The sequence below is a fragment of the Formosa sp. A9 genome, from assembly GCF_051200825.1.
In the GTDB taxonomy this organism is placed as follows: domain Bacteria; phylum Bacteroidota; class Bacteroidia; order Flavobacteriales; family Flavobacteriaceae; genus Formosa.
In genome coordinates, this window is record NZ_CP195158.1 from 126,080 (window position 1) to 144,019 (window position 17,940).

Consider the following 17,940-nt stretch of genomic DNA (forward strand, 5'->3'; position numbering starts at 1 on the left):
ATGAAAGCCAGAAATACATTCGCCATAGCCCTGTGTGCATTAACTTTTTTGTGCAATGCGCAAACGGTCATTCCCATTGAAACTAAAGATTTTTCCATGGTTTTTAAAACCGATGCACAGCATAGACTGTGGAACATCTACTTCGGAAAAAAGCTTAAAAATACCTCGGATTATAAGCAAATTGATGAACAATATTATTTTCCGGATGCCAACGCAGGAATTTACAATTCGGCATATACTCCTTCGGGCACTTGGAATTTGTCCGAGCCGGCCTTGCAGGTAAAACATTTTGATGGGAATCGGTCTACTGAATTGTTGTTTCGTGATGTTTCAATAGCAAACCAAGACGGTGCAACAGTAACAAAAATCAAGTTGCAAGACCCCGTATATCAACTTGAGGTAGTGCTTCATTATAAAGTGTGGAGCGATTTAAATGTTGTGGAGCAATGGGCGGAAATTATAAACAACGAAAAGGGAAAAATAGAATTAAATAAGTATGCTTCGGCCAACCTATTTTTTACCAATAAAGATTTTTATTTAACCCATTTTCAGGGTGAATATTTGAGGGAAATGATGCCAACTGAAGAAAAACTCACGCAAGGCACAAAAACGGTAGAGTCAAAATTAGGCACTCGGGCTATGTTGTTGGGTACGCCTAATTTTATCGTTTCCTTTGAAAATCCGGTTCAAGAAGACAGTGGTATGGCCTTGGTTGGTCAGTTGGCTTGGAGCGGTAATTACAAACTGGAATTTGATATCGATTCAAACAAAAATCTGCGGCTTATTGCGGGAATCAATCCGTATGAGTCAACTTATGAGTTACAAAAGGGTGAGCGGTTTAAAACCCCTTCCTTAATTTATTCCATTTCTAAAGAGGGTACAGGGTTGGCCTCTAGGCAATTACATTCTTGGGCAAAATCGCATAGGGTGCTCAACGGAAATGGAGATAGATTAACGCTGTTAAATAATTGGGAAGCGACCTATTTTGATTTTAATGAAGACAAACTATCGGGATTGATTGAAGACACCAAACATTTAGGTTTAGACCTTTTTTTGTTGGATGATGGTTGGTTTGGTAATAAATACCCAAGAAATAATGATGATGCCGGATTGGGAGACTGGCAAGAGAACAAACAAAAACTGCCCAATGGTTTGGGTTATTTGGTACAGGAAGCGGATAAAAATGAAGTGAAATTCGGAATTTGGATAGAACCCGAAATGGTAAACCCCGAAAGCGAGCTTTTTAAAACCCATCCAAATTGGGTGATAAAACAGCCCGAGCGCAGTGCAAAATTGTATCGCAACCAAATGGTACTCGATTTAAGCAATCCGGAGGTGCAGGATTTTGTTTATGGTGTGGTGGACAATATTTTTACCAAAAACCCAAAGGTTGCTTTTGTAAAATGGGATTGTAATGCCGTGATCTATAATGCCTATTCCGCTTATTTACAGGAAAAGGGCATGCCACAAACCCATTTGTATGTAGATTATGTGCAGGGCTTGTATAACGTATTGGAAAGAATACGGAAAAAGTACCCTGATGTATCCATGATGTTGTGTTCCGGTGGCGGCGGAAGGGCAGATTACGAGTTTTTAAAATACTTTACCGAGTTTTGGCCAAGTGATAATACCGATCCCATTGAACGCATTTTTCTTCAATGGAACTACACCTACTTTTTCCCGGCCATAACTATGGACTGCCATGTAACCAATTGGGGCAATCAACCATTAAAATTTAAGGTGGATGTGGCGAGTATGGGAAAATTGGGCTTCGATGTTGATGTAAACCATCTCACAAAAGACGAACTGGAGTTTTCGAAACGGGCCATCAAAAATTACAATGGCTTCAAGCATTTGGTACTTCATGGCGAGCAGTTCCGTTTGGCCAGTCCGTACCAAAACCCTTATGCATCCTTAATGTATGTCGATAAAAATAAGTCGAAAGCCGTCATGTTCAATTATTTAAGTTCTAATAGGTTTATGGAAAGAATGACCAAAAGACCTATAAAAATGAAAGGCTTGGATGCTGACAAAAACTACATTATAAAAGAGGTTAATCTGAATAAAAATGATGAAGGAAGTTTCGTAAATCCAGTCAAGTATTCAGGTGATTTTTTAATGACTGTTGGAATAAACCCAGAAATAAATGTTAAACGTACCAGTGTGGTGCTTTTAATTGAAGAAGTAAAATAACAAAGTGATTGGATAGCGAAATATGGTAAATATAGTTTGTTTTGGAGAAGTGTTGTTCGATGTGTTTCCAACGCACAAAAAAATTGGAGGCGCTCCGTTAAATGTGGCTTGCCGCTTAAGCTCGTTCAATAATAATGTAGCTATGATTAGTGCCGTGGGCAATGACAAATCTGGTAATAAAATTTTAAGTTATTTGAACGAATGTGGTATTAAAACGGATTTGATTCAGTTAAATCAAGAGTATAAAACGGGTAAGGTTAAAGTCATGCTTAATGAAAAAGGTGTGGCTTCCTATGATATAAAATATCCGAAAGCTTGGGATAAAATTAAGTTAACTGAAGCGGCCCAAAGTAGAGTGACACATGCTGATGCTTTTGTTTTCGGCAGTTTGGTGGCAAGAGATGAAAGTTCCAGAAATACCCTTTACAGTTTGATTGAGTTGGCCAAATATAAAATTTTCGACCTCAATCTTCGGCGTCCGTATTACACCAAAGAAGTGCTTTTTCATTTGATGGAGAAAGCCAATTTTATCAAGTTTAATGATGAAGAGCTCTATGAGGTAAGTGGGTACTTGGGTTCACCATACAAATCACTCGAACAGAATCTAAAGTTTGTAGCTAAAAAGACCAACACTCAACATATTTGTGTTACTAAAGGCGAACATGGTGCTGTTCTGCTTTACGACGATAAATTATTTTATAATAGTGGCTATCTGGTTAAAGTTGTTGACACCGTTGGTGCGGGCGACTCATTTTTGGGGTCGCTAATCAGTCAGCTTTTAAATGGCGAAAAACCTCAAAAAGCCATCGATTTTGCCTGTGCTGTTGGAGCCTTGGTAACGGAAAGTCAAGGGGCTAACCCTAAAATTTCAATATCAGAAATAGATGTCTTTGTTAATCCTCCTTTAAATTAAGTTACAATGAAACCAACTTTTTGTTATAGTCATCCAATACCTCACTAGGCAAAGATTTGAGGTAAATTTGTGTGGTTGATAGGCGATTATGTCCAAGCATTGCAGAAATAGCTTGTAGAGGGACGTCTTGCAACATCGCTTGTGTAGCAAAGCTGTGACGAGATACATAGGAGGTTAAACGTTGATCTATTTCACATTTTCCTGCAATTTCCTTAAGACCCTTATTATATCTTTTTCGGGCCCAGAGTACATCCTTATACTGGAGTTCGTATGTGTCACGAGTAATGATTGGAAAAATAAAATCCTGTTTAGTCTTACCCTTAATGTAATATACTAGGATTTTTTTTAATTGTGGTGTGATTTTGATATCGTATGGCTTTGATGTTTTCCTTCTGAAGAATTTTACACGATTGCCAACAATATTTTCAAGTTTCAAAAAAGCCATATCTATGAAGGAAACACCATAAAGCATATATGACGCTAAAAAATAGTTTCGATAATGGAATAGGGTGTCATTTTCATTTAACTCTAATTCCATTATGGATTTAATGCTCTTAAGGTCTATAGCTCTTTTTTCTGTTGGTGTCGTTTTGATTCTATAATTATTGAAAGGATATGCTTCCTTGGAAATTATGCCGTCCTTAATTGCTTTGTTATAAATTGCCCTAATGGTTTTCATGTAAACCGCAAGTCCATTGGTGGAGTTGCCTCTGGAATAATGATACTTTTCAAACTTTTTAAGAAACCCATAGTTTACTTCGTTGAACTTTAAATCATGATTGTTATTAAATTTTTTTAAAATTTTGGTAACAGCATAATATGAATTTGCATTTCCATAGCGCTCAACTTTATTAAGTTCGTCGATAATAGTGTTACTGTACTCAAAAAAAGATTTAACCGTTACTTTTTTTGTGATTTTGTTTTTTAATTGAGTTACGGACAAATAATTAAGTTCTTCCTTTTCATTTAGTTTATCAATGATATTGTTTGCAAGCACTTTCTCCTTTAGGAGTTTATTGTTTAAGCGTTTTACCGTTGTTGAATCGCTATAAGATTTTTTTATTCTTTCACTGTTTTCATCCCAATAATTTAAAGGTACAGATTCTCCAACTCTTATAGAAGTAGTTTTCCGAAGGTGGCTTAGCCTTAAAATGATGGGGTAAGTACCATCTTTTTTCTTTCGTCTAGTGTCTAATGTAAGTTTTATACTTGTGTTCATATTGTTCAAAGTTAATGAAAAAATTGCACGTAATTTGCACGCAAATAATTGATTTTATTTGGTTTGAAACACATATAAATATAATTAAACAACTAGTAATCAATTAATTATTGTTTTTATTGGTGTTGGGTAATGTTTAAATCCTAACTCTGGCAGTCAAGAGGTCGTCGGTTCGAGCCCGATCTTCTCCACTAGTGATAGCAAGGGTTTCAATAAATTGAAGCCCTTTTTTGTTGCGCTGCTATCAGAAATTGTAACACCATTTACCCTCGATTTGCCCAATTTTTCAGAATTAAGCATGAAAATTGCCCGCAACTGTCTTTGCTAGCGATGAGTAGTTGCTGTGTCTAAATTTATACAACTTCTAATTGAAGTTCTTCGTGACTAAATTCTTTCACCTTTTCTTCGGCGGCCTGTTTATGAAAGTAAATTTTGAAGTTATGCTCGGCAAAAACGGGGTATAATTCTGGTTCTTTCCAATGCTCATCCTTGTGTATATTATTGTAACCCGACAAACAGAGCTCTGTACCTACTAACCTAACTCTAAAACACTCTTTATGCTTTATTTCGGGCGAAAACAACCAATCAAAAATCACATCTTTATCTTCTTCCGAAAAATTATATTCGTGTTGTAGTTTGAACTCAAACAATATTTTACCATTCTCCCATTGATCTAAAAACCTCAAATCGAAATTATGTACATAACAGTTAAGTACTTTTTTGTTGTTGAGGATTATAGAGGGCGTGTTAGGGTTTCCTATAATTTTTACGTCCAAATCTAAAGTTTCAAAAAACATCTTCAACCTATGGTTTCTTTTTCTTATTGTAAATTCTAGTTTATTCATGCGTCCTATTTTGTTCTTAGAAAATCAGTACAAAAAGATATTCTGTTTAACTTCCATTTAGAATTGAAATATCTTTAATTAAAAAAACTTGTTAAGTTTTAGTTCGTAGTATCTGTACCTTGAAGATTGGGAGCCGATAATTTAAGGATTTTTTTATTTTTTCATCCAATATTTTCACATTGAGACAGCATGGTATCATAAAGCCTGAAAACTTATTTGTTCTTACATTCATGAGTTTGTTCAATACATATCTAAATATTCATCACGTAATATCATAATTATTAATACTTTATTGATCTAGTGTTGTTTTTTTTATTAGTAATGATTAAGTTTGGTTAACCAATCTGGATAACCAAAAAATGCCAGATAAAAATCTAACTAATAATTATAAAGTCAAAACTAATGAAGAAAATTACCACTTTCTTTCTATTTCTGTGTTCTTTCACAGGAATAGCGCAAAACACCTATTACCTTGATGATCCCAAAGATTTAAAAGAACATTTTTATGAAGCTGGAGATGAAATTATCCTTAAAGACGGAGTTTATGATTCCGATGGCAGAATAACTTTTATGGGCTCGGGGACAAGCGAAAATCCAATTGTTTTTAGAGCCGAAACTCCAGGAGGTGTTGTGTTTTCAGGTGGGATGCAACTTAATATTGGAGGTGAAACCGACGAAGATACCGGAGAAAAACTAGCTACTGGAGAGTATTTAGTAGTCGATGGTTTTTATTGGAAAGGCGGTTATGGCTCTAGTAGTGTAATAGAGTTTAGAAACGGAACAGACTTTGCTCATCATAGTACCATGCAGAATTGTGTAATGGATGGTTTAACCGTTGATCCTGACGATATGGAAGAAGGAACAAGCGAAAAACACAATTGGGTAGAATTGTATGGCACTTTTAATACCGTGACTAATTGTTCGTTTATGAATAAAACGAATGCAGGAAATATGATTTTGGTTGAACTGGCCTATAATGCCTATCCAGAAGTTCCAGATGGTGAAGATGAAATTAATACAAGCTGTGAGTTAGTTGGGCATACTATAAGCAATAACTATTTTTATAAATATGTTAAAATAGATGCTGATTTAACTAATTCGGGAGATAGTGAAACTATTCGTATTGGTACAAGTTCTTATCAAAATGTAAATTCGGGAACAACGGTTAGCAATAATTATTTTGTTGAAGCCGATGGAGAGAACGAAATAATTACTAATAAAAGTAAAAATAACACCTATATCAATAATACGTTTAGGCGATCTAGAGGCTCTTTGGTATTACGTCATGGCTCTAACGCTACAGTAGATGGTAATTACTTTTTAGGAGAGAATGTAGATGGTACAGGGGGCATAAGAATTGTAGATAGCCAACATACTATTACGAATAATTATATTCAAGATTGTATTACCGTGATCGATCAAGCTAAATGGAATAACGGAATTACATTTTTAGGAGGGAGCTCCAATGCAGCGGTTTCTTGTACTTCATCCAACACTTCTAGTGATTATCAGAAAGTAGAAGATATACTGTTGGCAAATAACACGATAGTTAATACGAATGCACCTTTATTTTATAATACAGATAAAGGGTCTACAGATCCAACAGGTACAGTGTCGAACAATTTAATTTATTTTAGACCTAATAATGCAAATATTACTCCTGTTATAAGTGGAGATACAGATAACTCTTATAACAATCTTGGTACCGCATTGGCCTACACTGGAAACGTTTATACGGGAACTACATTAGGAGCAACAAACGACGGTTTTGTTGAAAATAATGATATTGTTGCAACTCTTGAAGGCGAGATCTATACTTTTACAGCAATAGATGGGAAGGGAGCTGATATGGGAACCTATAAGCCTACTACAGATGATATGGTTGGCTATGGAATAGGTGCATGTTTTTTAGATAGCAAAGGAAACAAAATAACTAATGGCGATTGTACAATTAAAATAAAGGAGTCTTTAATTGTTGGTACTTTATCGCCATTTTCTAACGAATCTTCTTCTAGCGAAGTTACAGTTACTGCAAATGTAAGTTGGACGGCTATGTCTAATAACGATTGGATAACTATAGATACTACAGAAGGCACTGGCGATGCTATTGTTGTGGTGTCTGTTACAACAAATGAAGAAATTGTAGAAAGAACAGGCACAGTAACCTTTGCCCAAGTGCCAGGAGGCGATAATCTTATAAGAGAACTTGTTATAACCCAACAAGCGGCGCCGCGAACAAATTTAATTAATACAGGAGAAAGCGATGATCCTGTAAGTATATTTTATGTGTCTAAAGAAAATTCTTCTAAAGATGAGGTTGCAACCAATACTTTGGATAAAGATATGAATTCCGTCTGGACAGCAGAAGATAGCTCTGTTTTAGCTGGCGATTATAAAGGTGATGGAGAGTACGTTATTTATGATTTAGGCGCTGAATATATTTTAGACTTTATTCAGTTTAATACTACCAATAAGGGCGATGCCTTCGGTTATCAAATCTGGGTGTCTAACACAGGAACAGAAGCTTCAAACTTTTCTATGATTTTACCTACATCGGGCGATTTATTATTTACTGCCACAGGTACTACAGAATTCAACACTTATGAAATTTCAGCACATGCACGTTATGTAAAACTAGTAGGGTTTGGAAGATTTAATTCTGATGGAAATAAAAGAGAAAGTGCTTGGAGTGCTATTGGAGAAATTGAATTTTTTGGTAACGCATCGTCTTTATCTGTTAATGAAATTACTGAAAATCAATTAAAATTATATCCTAATCCTGTTTCTAATGGCACATTACATTTAAGTAAGCAATCTTATAAGTTTGAAAAATTAAATATTTACGATATTTCTGGAAAGCTTATTTTTTCGAAAATGTTAAACTCAGATTTAGATCGTGAAGATATAGATGTGAGTTCCATTTCTAAGGGCATGTATTTCGTTAAAATTAAAGGTAACAACCATGCTTTCACTAAAAAGATAATGATTAGCAACTAATACCTTATATCGTTTATAAAACCAAAACCCCAAAGTATAATGCTTTGGGGTTTGTTTTAACTTATGTTTTTCTAATAAATGCGACTACTATTTCTACAACTTCTGTTAACTGTTTTGGCATATTCGATTGTATCCAAGGGTGCGATGCTTCAAATACGTGGTTGGCATTTTTTATGATTTTTAGTTCGCTTTGTGGGTTCCACAGGTGTAAGTTGTGGGCTTCTTCAATTAAAACACTAGTATCGTTATCGCCATGAATAATTAAAAAAGGCTTGTTTAAGTGTTTGGCTGCACGTTTTATGTTTAAACGGTTTTCATGCTGTAAATAAGTCGTGTAAAACTGATAATAATGTGGCATGTGTTGTTTAGTTCTGCCGTTAATAACGTAGGTTACACCTGTATTTTTCCAAGTTTTTAAATCACCTAAATTTGCAAAACGTTTGCCGTAATCGCTTACACCAGCTAAACTAATAATTGTTTTTATTCTAGAGTCTTCTTCGGCCTTTATAATGGCGATACCGCCACCACGACTATGCCCAATAATGTTTAAATTTAAACTATCGGCTTCTTCTTTAAAATCTGGGTTTGTGGTAACCCAATTCATAACATGGGCTAAGTCATCTAATTCTTTAACGTAATTATTTTGTCCAAATGCCTCTAAGTCTTCAAATTCTGTAGGGCTGTTTATAGTTGTGCCGTTGTGCGAAAAATTAAATTTTATAAAGAATATATCGCGATTAGCAAAGGCTTGGGCCATAAGGTCCCATGCGCCCCAATCTTTAAAACCTTTGTATCCATGGCAAAAGATTACAATTGGTTTTTTTGAGGTATTGGCATTGTAAAAAACATCGGTTAAAATAGGTTTATTATGTGGTCCTTGTAATACTATGTTTTTGTTAATCACCATAATTAAATGTCTTTTTCTTCAAAATCAATTTTAGGATTAAATATTTCCAAAATCAATGCTTTTAATTCGTTTTCGAATGCTTGTATGGTTGCTTCAGTAATACTAAAATCTTTTTTAGCACCGACACCTGACTTATCCTTTTTTGCAAATTTTAAAAATCCGTTGTTTAAATTTTTAAAGGAAATAATTCCAGCCTCTGTAGGGGTATGTAATTGGTTTTGATGATTCATCATGTAGGCGTAGCATAATACTTGAAAGGATTTGCTGTATTTCTTGTAGTCGGTATTTAAATCTTCCCAGGCTACTATTTCTACTTGCCCTTGTTCTACTTTTCCGGTTTTGTAATCTATAATCCGTGTTATACCATTATATTCGTCTACCCGGTCTACTTTTCCCCCTATAGTAACGGGAAAATCAAGCTCGGGAATTGTTATAGGTATTTGTTTAAAATCGGTCTCTATAGCTACAATTTTTATGGTATTTCCCGCTTCGATAGCTTTTAATTCAGAATTTAAGAAATTCGAAACATAACGCTTAGCGATTTCAAAAATGATCAGGTTTTTTCCAGTGGTAAAATCTCCTTCTTTATACGTTTCTTTAAAATGATGAGAAACCATGTTTGCAATGTTTTGTTGCATGGTTTTTATTTGGTTGCTATTTAAAAACCCGCCTTCCAAAGGTTTGTAAAAATCTTCTAATGTGTTGTGAACAACGGTGCCCAAAGTATTGGCGGCGACAGTTTCCTCAACATCTTCAAACGTTTTTATTTTAAGGACTTTATCGTAATAGAAGTCCAGTGGGTTTCTAATATAATTGGTTAGCGATGATGGTGAAAATCCTTTTTTTGCTACCCGTTTTAGTTGCTCTATAACGGCGACAGTTTTTTTTACTGATTTTGATGGTGCTGTTATTGTTGGTACTATTGGACTTGCAATTTTATGAATAATATTGTGCTTTTTTTCTAATTCTAATTGGGTAATAAATCTACTTTTTTCTCCACCATTTAATGCATCGGCCTCGGTATTGTATAGAATGTAAACGTTTTTTGCACGTTGCAACAATCGGTAAAAGTGGTAGGTGTAAACCGCATCTTTCTCTTTGTATGTTGGTAAATTATTTTCGAGTTTTACATCGAACGGAATGAATGAGTTGTTGCTTTTACCGGCAGGTAAAATACCTTCGTTTACCGAAGAAATAATTACGGTTTCGAAGTCTAAAACGCGCGATTCCAACATGCCCATAATCTGTAATCCTTGTAATGGTTCTCCTTGAAAATCCATACTTTCTGTGCTTAGTAATTCTTTGTAAACTTGATGCAGTGTTTGTATAGAATTTAAATAATTGTACGTTTCGTTAAGTTTGCTTAACTCGTTAAATAATTCATTGAATTTATAAGTGTATTCTAAGGCTAGAATATTTTGATCTTTATTGTTGTCTAAATGGGATTTAATCTTTAAAATGAGTTTTAAGACCTGTTTTATAGCTGTAGTAGGGTTATTATTCCAAGAGTTAAAAAGTAGCTGTAATGTTGACGCAAATGCTGGAGCAAGTGCTTCTAATTGTATTGGTGTTATAAATACTAAATTGTTAGTTTTTATACTGTCTATAATTTCGGCCGAATAGTCTTTTCCGTTTAATTGAAATAATGGTCGTATAAATTGATGCGATAGAATGGTTATAAGCTCTTTATAATATATTTTTTTTGGATTGCTTTTATGTAATTGAAATAGGTTTTCGAATAACGAGGCCAACGGAATAGATTTTAGTGGAAAACCCATAGTAACATTTAAGGTTTTTACTGTTGACGGTATTGAGTTTAAAACAGGAATCAGTAAATTTTCATCACCTAAAACAATAGCTGTTTGCTGTAAGCTAGGTGAGGTTTTTGTTAAATCGTTTAAAATAGTACCGATGTATTTCGCCTGACCAATATTTTTAGAAACTCCGATACAACTTATATTTTTTCGATTATTATAGTGGTTGCTAACCCAATTAAAAGGATGCGTTTTATAATATGGCCAATTAGTTTTGTGCTGCCTTGTAAATAATCCAGCATCGTGAATTTTACTCTCAAAAAAGGATGCGTCTATGTCCCAAAATATTTGTGTTTTCCCTGCATCTAATAATTGTTGAATGATTTTTTCTTCGGCTGTGTTTAACGCGTTAAACCCTAAAAAAATGTGAATTTTAGAGTTTTTGTTTATGTAGTTATCTATCTGTTTACTTGCTTGTCTATAAATTAAACCTTGATAGCCGTAACCCAGTTTAATTAGCGAATTGGTAAAATGCTCGTAATAGTCGTTTAATTGATTCCAGAAGGTTAGATAATTAGTTACAAATTCAGTTTTTTCTTCCGCTAAAGACCAATGATTCAATTCTTGAATCGCTGTTAAGTATTCGAAAATTTTTTGTGAAGGAATCAGATAGCGGTCTATCTCGTTAAAATCTTGTAATAAAATTTGAGCCCATTTTGAGAAGGTATCGAAAGTATCTGGAGTTTTTTGTTTTTGTAACTCCAAATAGGTGTTGTAAAAATGGAATAGGAGTTCGGTGTTAGAAAGTGATTGCAAACCCGATAGGTTTTCTACAAACTCTTCGATACTATATATTTCGGGAGCGAAAATTGTTTCTGTTAATGTGTTCGATAATTCGTGTTTTAAAAACGTACCAGCACGCTTACTTGGTAAAACAAAAGTAAGTTCCGAAAGCTCTAGATTTTGGTTTAACAGGTTATTAATAACCTCTGCTATAAAAGTCGTCATAGGTATAAAAATAAAAAACGCCCCGAATAAACGGGGCGTTTTCTAAAATTATATTTTAACAGAATTAGTCTTCTTTAACTAAGTTAATTTCAACACGTCTGTTGTTTGCTCTACCAGCTCTAGTTTTGTTGGTGTCGATTGGTTTAGTTTCACCAAAACCTTTAGATGATAATCTAAATTCATCGATTCCATGACTAACTAAATAATCTTTTACAGCTAAAGCTCTAGCGTCAGATAATCTCATGTTTAATTCATCAGATCCTGAACTATCTGTATGACCTTCTACTGTAAATTTAGCATGAGGGAATTTGTTTAAGATCAAAGTAATGTTTTCTAATACTTCTTCAGATTCAGCCTTGATAGTAGATTTACCAGTGTCGAATAAGATAGTTTTAGCGTAAGCATTTAATTTTTGCTTAACTTCTTCAGATACTTCTGGACAACCGTAGTTAGCTACAGTACCAGCAACGTTAGGACATTTGTCATCTTTATCAGCAACACCGTCACCATCAGCATCTGGCCAAGGACAACCATTGTTTTCAGCAGGACCAGCCTCGTTTGGACACTCATCATCTACATCGGCAACACCGTCACCATCAGCATCTGGACAACCGTTTAATTCAGCTAAACCAGCAACAGTAGGACACTTATCTTCTGGATCTGGAATACCGTCACCGTCAGTATCAGGACAACCATTGTGCTCTGCAGGACCAGCTTCGTTTGGACAAGCATCTTTGCTGTCTTCTATACCGTCACCGTCAGTGTCAGGACAACCGTTGAAAATTTCTAAACCAAATACGTCTGGACAAGCATCGTCTTTGTCGTATATACCATCTTTGTCAGTGTCTTTACCACCAAATTTGATAGCGATACCAGCAGTATGTTGGAAGTGAGAAGTTAAATAATCTTCGAAAGCGTGTTTGTAGCTAGATTGTAATGTTAAACCAATGTTGTCTGTAAACCAAACATTGAAACCTAAAGTACCGTTAACAGTACCAGCTCCAATTTCGTCTACCCAAGTGTAACCTCCACCAACACCAATAAATGGGTTGAAAACGCTTGTGTTAAGGAAGCCCCACTTTACAGTACCATCAATCCCGTAGTAAGACCAATCTGAAACTTCTTCGTCTCCGTATTTGTCTATTTTGTTGATAGAACCAGCAACACCAAAAGATAACCCGTTAGATAAGTGACGAGAAACCGAAATTGTTGATAAAGAAGGTAAGATGTTCCAATGGTCACCCACATTGAAGTATTCGTCACCAAAACCTCCAAGCTCAGTTGCAGGATAAGGGTAGTTAGAATCGTCTCCAGAAGGGTAGAAGTCTACTGCATTTACCCCAAAGGATATCTGCCAAGGATTGTTTTCATCTTGCGCATACGTGTTGCTAAAGCCAAATACAAGCAACATTGCGAACAATAATCTGCTAAGATTTTTCATATTCAAAAGTTTAATTTTTAAGTGTTAATTGTAAACAAAAGTAAGTTGTTAAATATTATTAACAAAGACAAATATAAAAAAATATTGATTACTTCTACCAAAGAAATAGAGTTTAGACAGGTTTTAGATTACGCCTAAAGACTTTCCGACTTTGGTAAATGCCTCAATGGCTTTGTCTAAATGCTCTTTTTTATGGGCTGCCGAAAGCTGTACGCGAATTCTTGCTTTGCCTTTTGGAACTACTGGAAAAAAGAATCCGATAACATAAATACCTTCTTCTAAAAGTTTATTGGCCATGGTTTGCGATAGCTTGGCATCGTATAGCATTACTGGTACAATGGCAGAATCTCCGTCGATAATATCGAATCCCGCAGCCTGCATTCCTTTCTTGAAATACGCTGTGTTTTGTTCTAAGGTATCCCTTAAAGATGTGTCGTTGCTTAATAAATCGAATACCTTAATAGAGGCACCAACTATTGCCGGTGCTAGAGAATTAGAAAATAAATATGGTCTAGAACGTTGGCGTAAGAGTTCTATAATTTCTTTTTTGCCAGTGGTGTATCCGCCCATTGCGCCTCCTAGCGCTTTGCCTAAAGTTCCAGTTATTATATCTATTCTCCCTAAAACACCTTTTTCTTGAAGTGTTCCAATACCTGTTTCCCCTATAAACCCAGCAGCGTGACATTCATCAATCATAACTAGCGCATCGTATTTGTCGGCTAAATCGCAAATTTTATCTAATGGAGCAACTAATCCATCCATAGAGAATACACCATCGGTTACAATTATTTTAAAGCGGGCACCTTTTTCGTTAGCAGTAATTAATTGTTGTTCCAAATCGGCCATGTCGTTATTCGCATAGCGGTAACGCGCAGCTTTACATAAACGTACGCCGTCTATAATTGAAGCATGGTTTAGCGAGTCTGAAATTATAGCATCTTCTGGACCTAGAAGCGGTTCGAAAACTCCTCCGTTAGCATCAAACGCGGCTGCATATAAAATGGTGTCTTCGGTATTGTAAAACGTTGCTATTTTTTCTTCTAAAGTTTTATGTATGTCTTGGGTGCCACAAATAAAACGGACCGATGACATCCCAAAACCATGAGTATCCATAGCGTCTTTTGCTGCTTGGATAACTTCGGGGTGGGCAGATAAACCTAAATAATTATTAGCACAGAAATTTAATACTGTTTCTCCTGTGTTAAGTGTTATTTCTGCGCCCTGTGGCGAGGTTATTATGCGTTCGGTTTTAAACAGACCTTCGTCTTTTATGGCTTGAAGTTCTTGCTCTAAATGTGTTTTAATAGTTCCGTACATATTTGTTTATGATTTTAGGCAAATTTAAAATAGTTTTTGCGGAATGTGAACGGTGTTGTTTGTTTTTTTGATGAATCGTTGTTTTGTGTTAACTTTTTTCGGAATTTTTAAGAATAATTTAAATGCTCTTAACCAGAAGCTCGTCGTTAATATATACCAAAAGTTTTTTGGTGACTTTATATTGCATCTGTTCTAAGTGCTGTTGATAGTTTAAAAGTTGTTGTTTGTGCTGTTCTAATTCCAAACCTGTTTTATAGTCTATTATTACGACTTCGTGATCTGTTGAAATTGCCAAACGGTCTGGCCTTAAAATAGTGCCATCTTTCGCTAAAATGTCTCGTTCTGTATAAATGGTATAAGTTTCGTTAAAATAAGGCTCTAACTCTGGATGGAGAATGATTTGAGTTATGGTTTGGTTTAAAGCTGTTTGTTGCTCGGTACTTATTAATCCAGTTCTGTTAGCTTGTTCCAAAACGGTTGGAACGTCTTTTTTTGTGGAAATTTTTGCCATAAGATTGTGAACTAAATTTCCTTTTTCTATGGCGTTTTGTTGTTTGGTATCCCACAGGTAACCGTTATTGGTAACAATTTTAATATTGTGTTCGTTTTTTGGGGTTGAAATGAATTCTATTATTTCGTTAGTGTTAGCGTGTTGTTCTGTTTCGTTTGTTATTGAAGTTGGGCGTTCGGGAGTGCCAAAATTGTAGCTTAAGGTTTGGTCGTTCCAGAGTTGTTCTTGCATTAAAAAATCTATAAAAAGCCCAGAATATTGTTTGGTTTTGGGTAGTTTTTTAGTGTCTAAATCCAGACTGGATATAATGTACAATTGTTCTACGGGACGTGTTAATGTTACATACAACAGGTTTAAATTATCTAGCTCTAACTCGGCTTGATGGGTCATGTAAATCTCTTGGCCTGCTTCATTATATTCAGCGACATCTGCATTGTAATTTATCAGCGTATAAGGAAACCCTTTGTATTGGTCTTGGTCTAGCGGAAACCAGGTTTTGGGTTCTTTTTCTCTGTAAATATCCAAATCGGCATAAGGAAAGATAACTACAGGAAATTCTAAACCTTTAGATTTATGGATAGTCATAATTTGTATAGCATCCTGCCCTTCGGGCGATACAATACTTAACACGTCTAATTTGTTGTTAAAATACTCTAAAAAGCCAAAAACATCCGATCCGTGTTTTTGCGTATAGTCTAAAACAATGTCTAAATAATATTGAAGATATGCGTTAGAGGTTTTTGTGAGTTGAAATTGTCTAATTATGGTTTCTGCCATGTCGAATAATGGCATTTGTATTAATTGATGTGCTTGACTAAAAATACCAAATGTACTAAACGATTGAAACAGTGCTGTGTTGTTTTTTTGTATGTGCTCAGCAAAATAAGCATGCTTGTCTTCAACGTTATATTTTGTAGCTATATAGTTTAAGATATCTACTTTAATCTCGTTGTTTTTAGGTTCGAAAAGCAGCGAGATTAATTGAGTAACAAACATAACCTCGGGCGATTTTTTTAAAAGCAAAGATTCCGAAGATATAATTTGTATATCATGAAGACTTAAATAATCGGCAATTACGGCAGCCTCTTTTCGCTTTCTAACTAGCACGCATATGTCTTTATAATTATAACCGTTTTTAATACAAGATTCAATCGTTTTTAAAACCTGCTTTGGATATAATTCGTCTTTATCTTCTTCTTTTAAATCTAAAAAAGTAATATTAACAAACCCGTCGTTAGGGTTAGATAGTTCTTGTTGTGCGTTTTCGTATAGCCCTTTATAAACTACGTTGCTAAAGGCCGCTTTTGTTAGGTATTTAAAAAAGGAATTGTTGAAATTAATAATGTGTTTAAAACTGCGAAAATTTGTCTCTAAACGGTATACTTCTTTGGGAGTATGAAAAGGATTGAAGTTAAATGCGTTTTCGCATAACTCTATAAATTGTTCGGCTTTTCCACCACGCCATCTGTAAATGGCTTGCTTGGCATCGCCTACTAACATTAGCGATCCTGGTGTTTTGTGGGTATCAATGGTGTCTAGACCTTCAGAAATTAACGGGATTAGGTTTTGCCATTGCAGTTGCGACGTGTCTTGAAATTCATCTATAAAATAGTGATTGAACTTTTCGCCCAAACGTTCGTAAATAAATGGTGTGGGCTGTTCGGAAACCTGATTGCTGATAAGGGTGTTAAATTCCGAGATGAGCATTTTATTTTCCTCGGTTTTTAATAGTGTTAGTTCTTTGTTTATGGTATTTAAAACCGATAATTGTGTTATGTTTTTGTATACGGTATTTAAAAATTTAAAATGATATACTTGCGATTTTATACTTAAAAACGTGTTTTTTATAGATGGTAAAAGAGCGTCTATACTTGCTGCTTTGTCGCGAGCTAGGGTTTTGGTATAAACCTTTCCGTCGTTTATGTTGTTTTCTAATTGATTTTCGTAAATCTTATCGATATTAAAATCAGAAACTTTTACAAAGTGATTGTAAAGCGTACCTCGAGAAAAATCTTTAGCGCTTAAATTGTGATTTTCGAAAACCGTAAGCAAATCTTTAGCTTTGCTAATTATGGTTTTTTTTGTGCTTTGTATTTCAGATTTTAAATGGGTCTTTAGGGCTTTAAAATCGTCTAAGTTTTTATCTTTTAGAGTGTCTAAATATATAATGTCGTTTTCGTTTACCAGTAGTTTTGCAATTTTATTCAGGTCTAAGGCTATGTCCCAACTTTTATCGTCATCTGCCTTTTCCAGAGCGAATTGAACCAGAACATCGGTTAGAGTTTGGTCTGTGCCAGCTTTAGCTATTAGCCTGTCTACAGCTTCGGTAAGCAAAGCATCGGTGTCCAATTCAACTTCAAAGTTTAAAGGCAATTTTAAATCGTGGGCAAAAGTGCGAATAATGCGGTGTGTAAAACCATCTATAGTAGAAATTTCGAAAGCTGCATAATTATGGACTATTGTGTTTAAAAGGGTTTGCGATTTGCTATGTAATGCTTCGGGTTGCATATTTAATTCGGCGCAAAGCAAATTAAACATGGTGTGTTCTTCTTTTAAAATAGTTGGATCTGCAAAAGCTTTAAGCGTTTTAATAATACGCTCTTTCATTTCGAAAACCGCCTTATTGGTAAAAGTTATTGCTAATATGTTTTTAAATTGGAAATAACTGTCAGATTCAAATAGAATTTTTAAATACGATTTTACTAAGGTGAAGGTTTTGCCACTACCTGCCGAGGCATCGTAAATTGTAAAAGAAGTCTGGTTTTGCATATTAAACAATTTTGTAGACAAGATAAAAACTATTGATGGTTTCATAACCATTAATTATTTTTAATT

The 17,940-nt window shown here is 34.9% G+C and carries 10 protein-coding genes; 3 read left to right on the plus strand and 7 right to left on the minus strand.

Going from position 1 to position 17,940, the window contains the following annotated elements:
* Both ACR9EA_RS00490 and ACR9EA_RS00495 read left to right on the plus strand, forming a co-directional pair.
* Complete coding sequence (locus ACR9EA_RS00490) at window positions 1-2,193, plus strand: alpha-galactosidase (protein WP_435135975.1); 2,193 nt, start codon at window positions 1-3, stop codon at window positions 2,191-2,193.
* A 22-nt stretch (window positions 2,194-2,215) separates the two neighbouring features.
* Window positions 2,216-3,106 carry a carbohydrate kinase family protein gene (locus tag ACR9EA_RS00495; RefSeq protein WP_435135977.1) on the plus strand — a complete coding sequence of 297 codons (891 nt, stop codon included), beginning with the start codon at window positions 2,216-2,218 and terminating at the stop codon, window positions 3,104-3,106.
* Window position 3,107: 1 nt separating this feature from the next.
* Here the strand turns inward: ACR9EA_RS00495 and ACR9EA_RS00500 are convergent, their stop codons facing one another.
* Entirely contained in the window at window positions 3,108-4,325 is a 1,218-nt protein-coding gene (locus tag ACR9EA_RS00500) for a site-specific integrase (RefSeq protein WP_435135979.1), read from the minus strand.
* 353 nt (window positions 4,326-4,678) lie between these two features.
* Window positions 4,679-5,170 (minus strand): hypothetical protein, encoded by a 492-nt coding sequence (locus tag ACR9EA_RS00505; protein WP_435135981.1) that lies wholly within the window; start codon window positions 5,168-5,170, stop codon window positions 4,679-4,681.
* Between the two features lie 402 nt (window positions 5,171-5,572).
* On the opposite strand from ACR9EA_RS00505, the gene ACR9EA_RS00510 reads away from it, so the two are divergent.
* Complete coding sequence (locus ACR9EA_RS00510) at window positions 5,573-8,167, plus strand: chondroitinase-B domain-containing protein (RefSeq protein WP_435135983.1); 2,595 nt, start codon at window positions 5,573-5,575, stop codon at window positions 8,165-8,167.
* A gap of 61 nt (window positions 8,168-8,228) precedes the next feature.
* On the opposite strand, the gene ACR9EA_RS00515 is transcribed toward ACR9EA_RS00510, so the two are convergent.
* From ACR9EA_RS00515 to ACR9EA_RS00535, 5 genes are all read right to left on the minus strand, one after another.
* Window positions 8,229-9,074 (minus strand): alpha/beta hydrolase family protein, encoded by an 846-nt coding sequence (locus tag ACR9EA_RS00515; RefSeq protein ID WP_435135985.1) that lies wholly within the window; start codon window positions 9,072-9,074, stop codon window positions 8,229-8,231.
* Between the two features lie 2 nt (window positions 9,075-9,076).
* On the minus strand, window positions 9,077-11,836 hold the full coding sequence (locus tag ACR9EA_RS00520) for a PD-(D/E)XK nuclease family protein (RefSeq protein WP_435135987.1): 2,760 nt from the start codon (window positions 11,834-11,836) through the stop codon (window positions 9,077-9,079).
* A gap of 64 nt (window positions 11,837-11,900) precedes the next feature.
* Window positions 11,901-13,277, minus strand: a complete 1,377-nt coding sequence (locus tag ACR9EA_RS00525; protein ID WP_435135989.1) for an OmpA family protein — start codon at window positions 13,275-13,277, stop codon at window positions 11,901-11,903.
* 123 nt (window positions 13,278-13,400) lie between these two features.
* Window positions 13,401-14,594: a glycine C-acetyltransferase gene (gene kbl / locus ACR9EA_RS00530; protein ID WP_435135991.1), complete on the minus strand. Its 1,194-nt coding sequence runs from the start codon at window positions 14,592-14,594 to the stop codon at window positions 13,401-13,403.
* A gap of 118 nt (window positions 14,595-14,712) precedes the next feature.
* Window positions 14,713-17,919: a UvrD-helicase domain-containing protein gene (locus ACR9EA_RS00535; protein ID WP_435135993.1), complete on the minus strand. Its 3,207-nt coding sequence runs from the start codon at window positions 17,917-17,919 to the stop codon at window positions 14,713-14,715.
* Between the last annotated feature and the right edge of the window lie 21 nt (window positions 17,920-17,940).

Coding starts and splice junctions, on each gene's coding strand:
- ACR9EA_RS00520 (WP_435135987.1), bottom strand. CDS start 11,836: ATGACGACTTTTATAGCAGAGGTTATTAATAACCTGTTAAACCAAAAT.
- ACR9EA_RS00490 (WP_435135975.1), top strand. CDS start 1: ATGAAAGCCAGAAATACATTCGCCATAGCCCTGTGTGCATTAACTTTT.
- ACR9EA_RS00525 (WP_435135989.1), bottom strand. CDS start 13,277: ATGAAAAATCTTAGCAGATTATTGTTCGCAATGTTGCTTGTATTTGGC.
- ACR9EA_RS00515 (WP_435135985.1), bottom strand. CDS start 9,074: ATGGTGATTAACAAAAACATAGTATTACAAGGACCACATAATAAACCT.
- ACR9EA_RS00505 (WP_435135981.1), bottom strand. CDS start 5,170: ATGAATAAACTAGAATTTACAATAAGAAAAAGAAACCATAGGTTGAAG.
- ACR9EA_RS00495 (WP_435135977.1), top strand. CDS start 2,216: ATGGTAAATATAGTTTGTTTTGGAGAAGTGTTGTTCGATGTGTTTCCA.
- ACR9EA_RS00500 (WP_435135979.1), bottom strand. CDS start 4,325: ATGAACACAAGTATAAAACTTACATTAGACACTAGACGAAAGAAAAAA.
- ACR9EA_RS00535 (WP_435135993.1), bottom strand. CDS start 17,919: ATGAAACCATCAATAGTTTTTATCTTGTCTACAAAATTGTTTAATATG.
- kbl (WP_435135991.1), bottom strand. CDS start 14,594: ATGTACGGAACTATTAAAACACATTTAGAGCAAGAACTTCAAGCCATA.
- ACR9EA_RS00510 (WP_435135983.1), top strand. CDS start 5,573: ATGAAGAAAATTACCACTTTCTTTCTATTTCTGTGTTCTTTCACAGGA.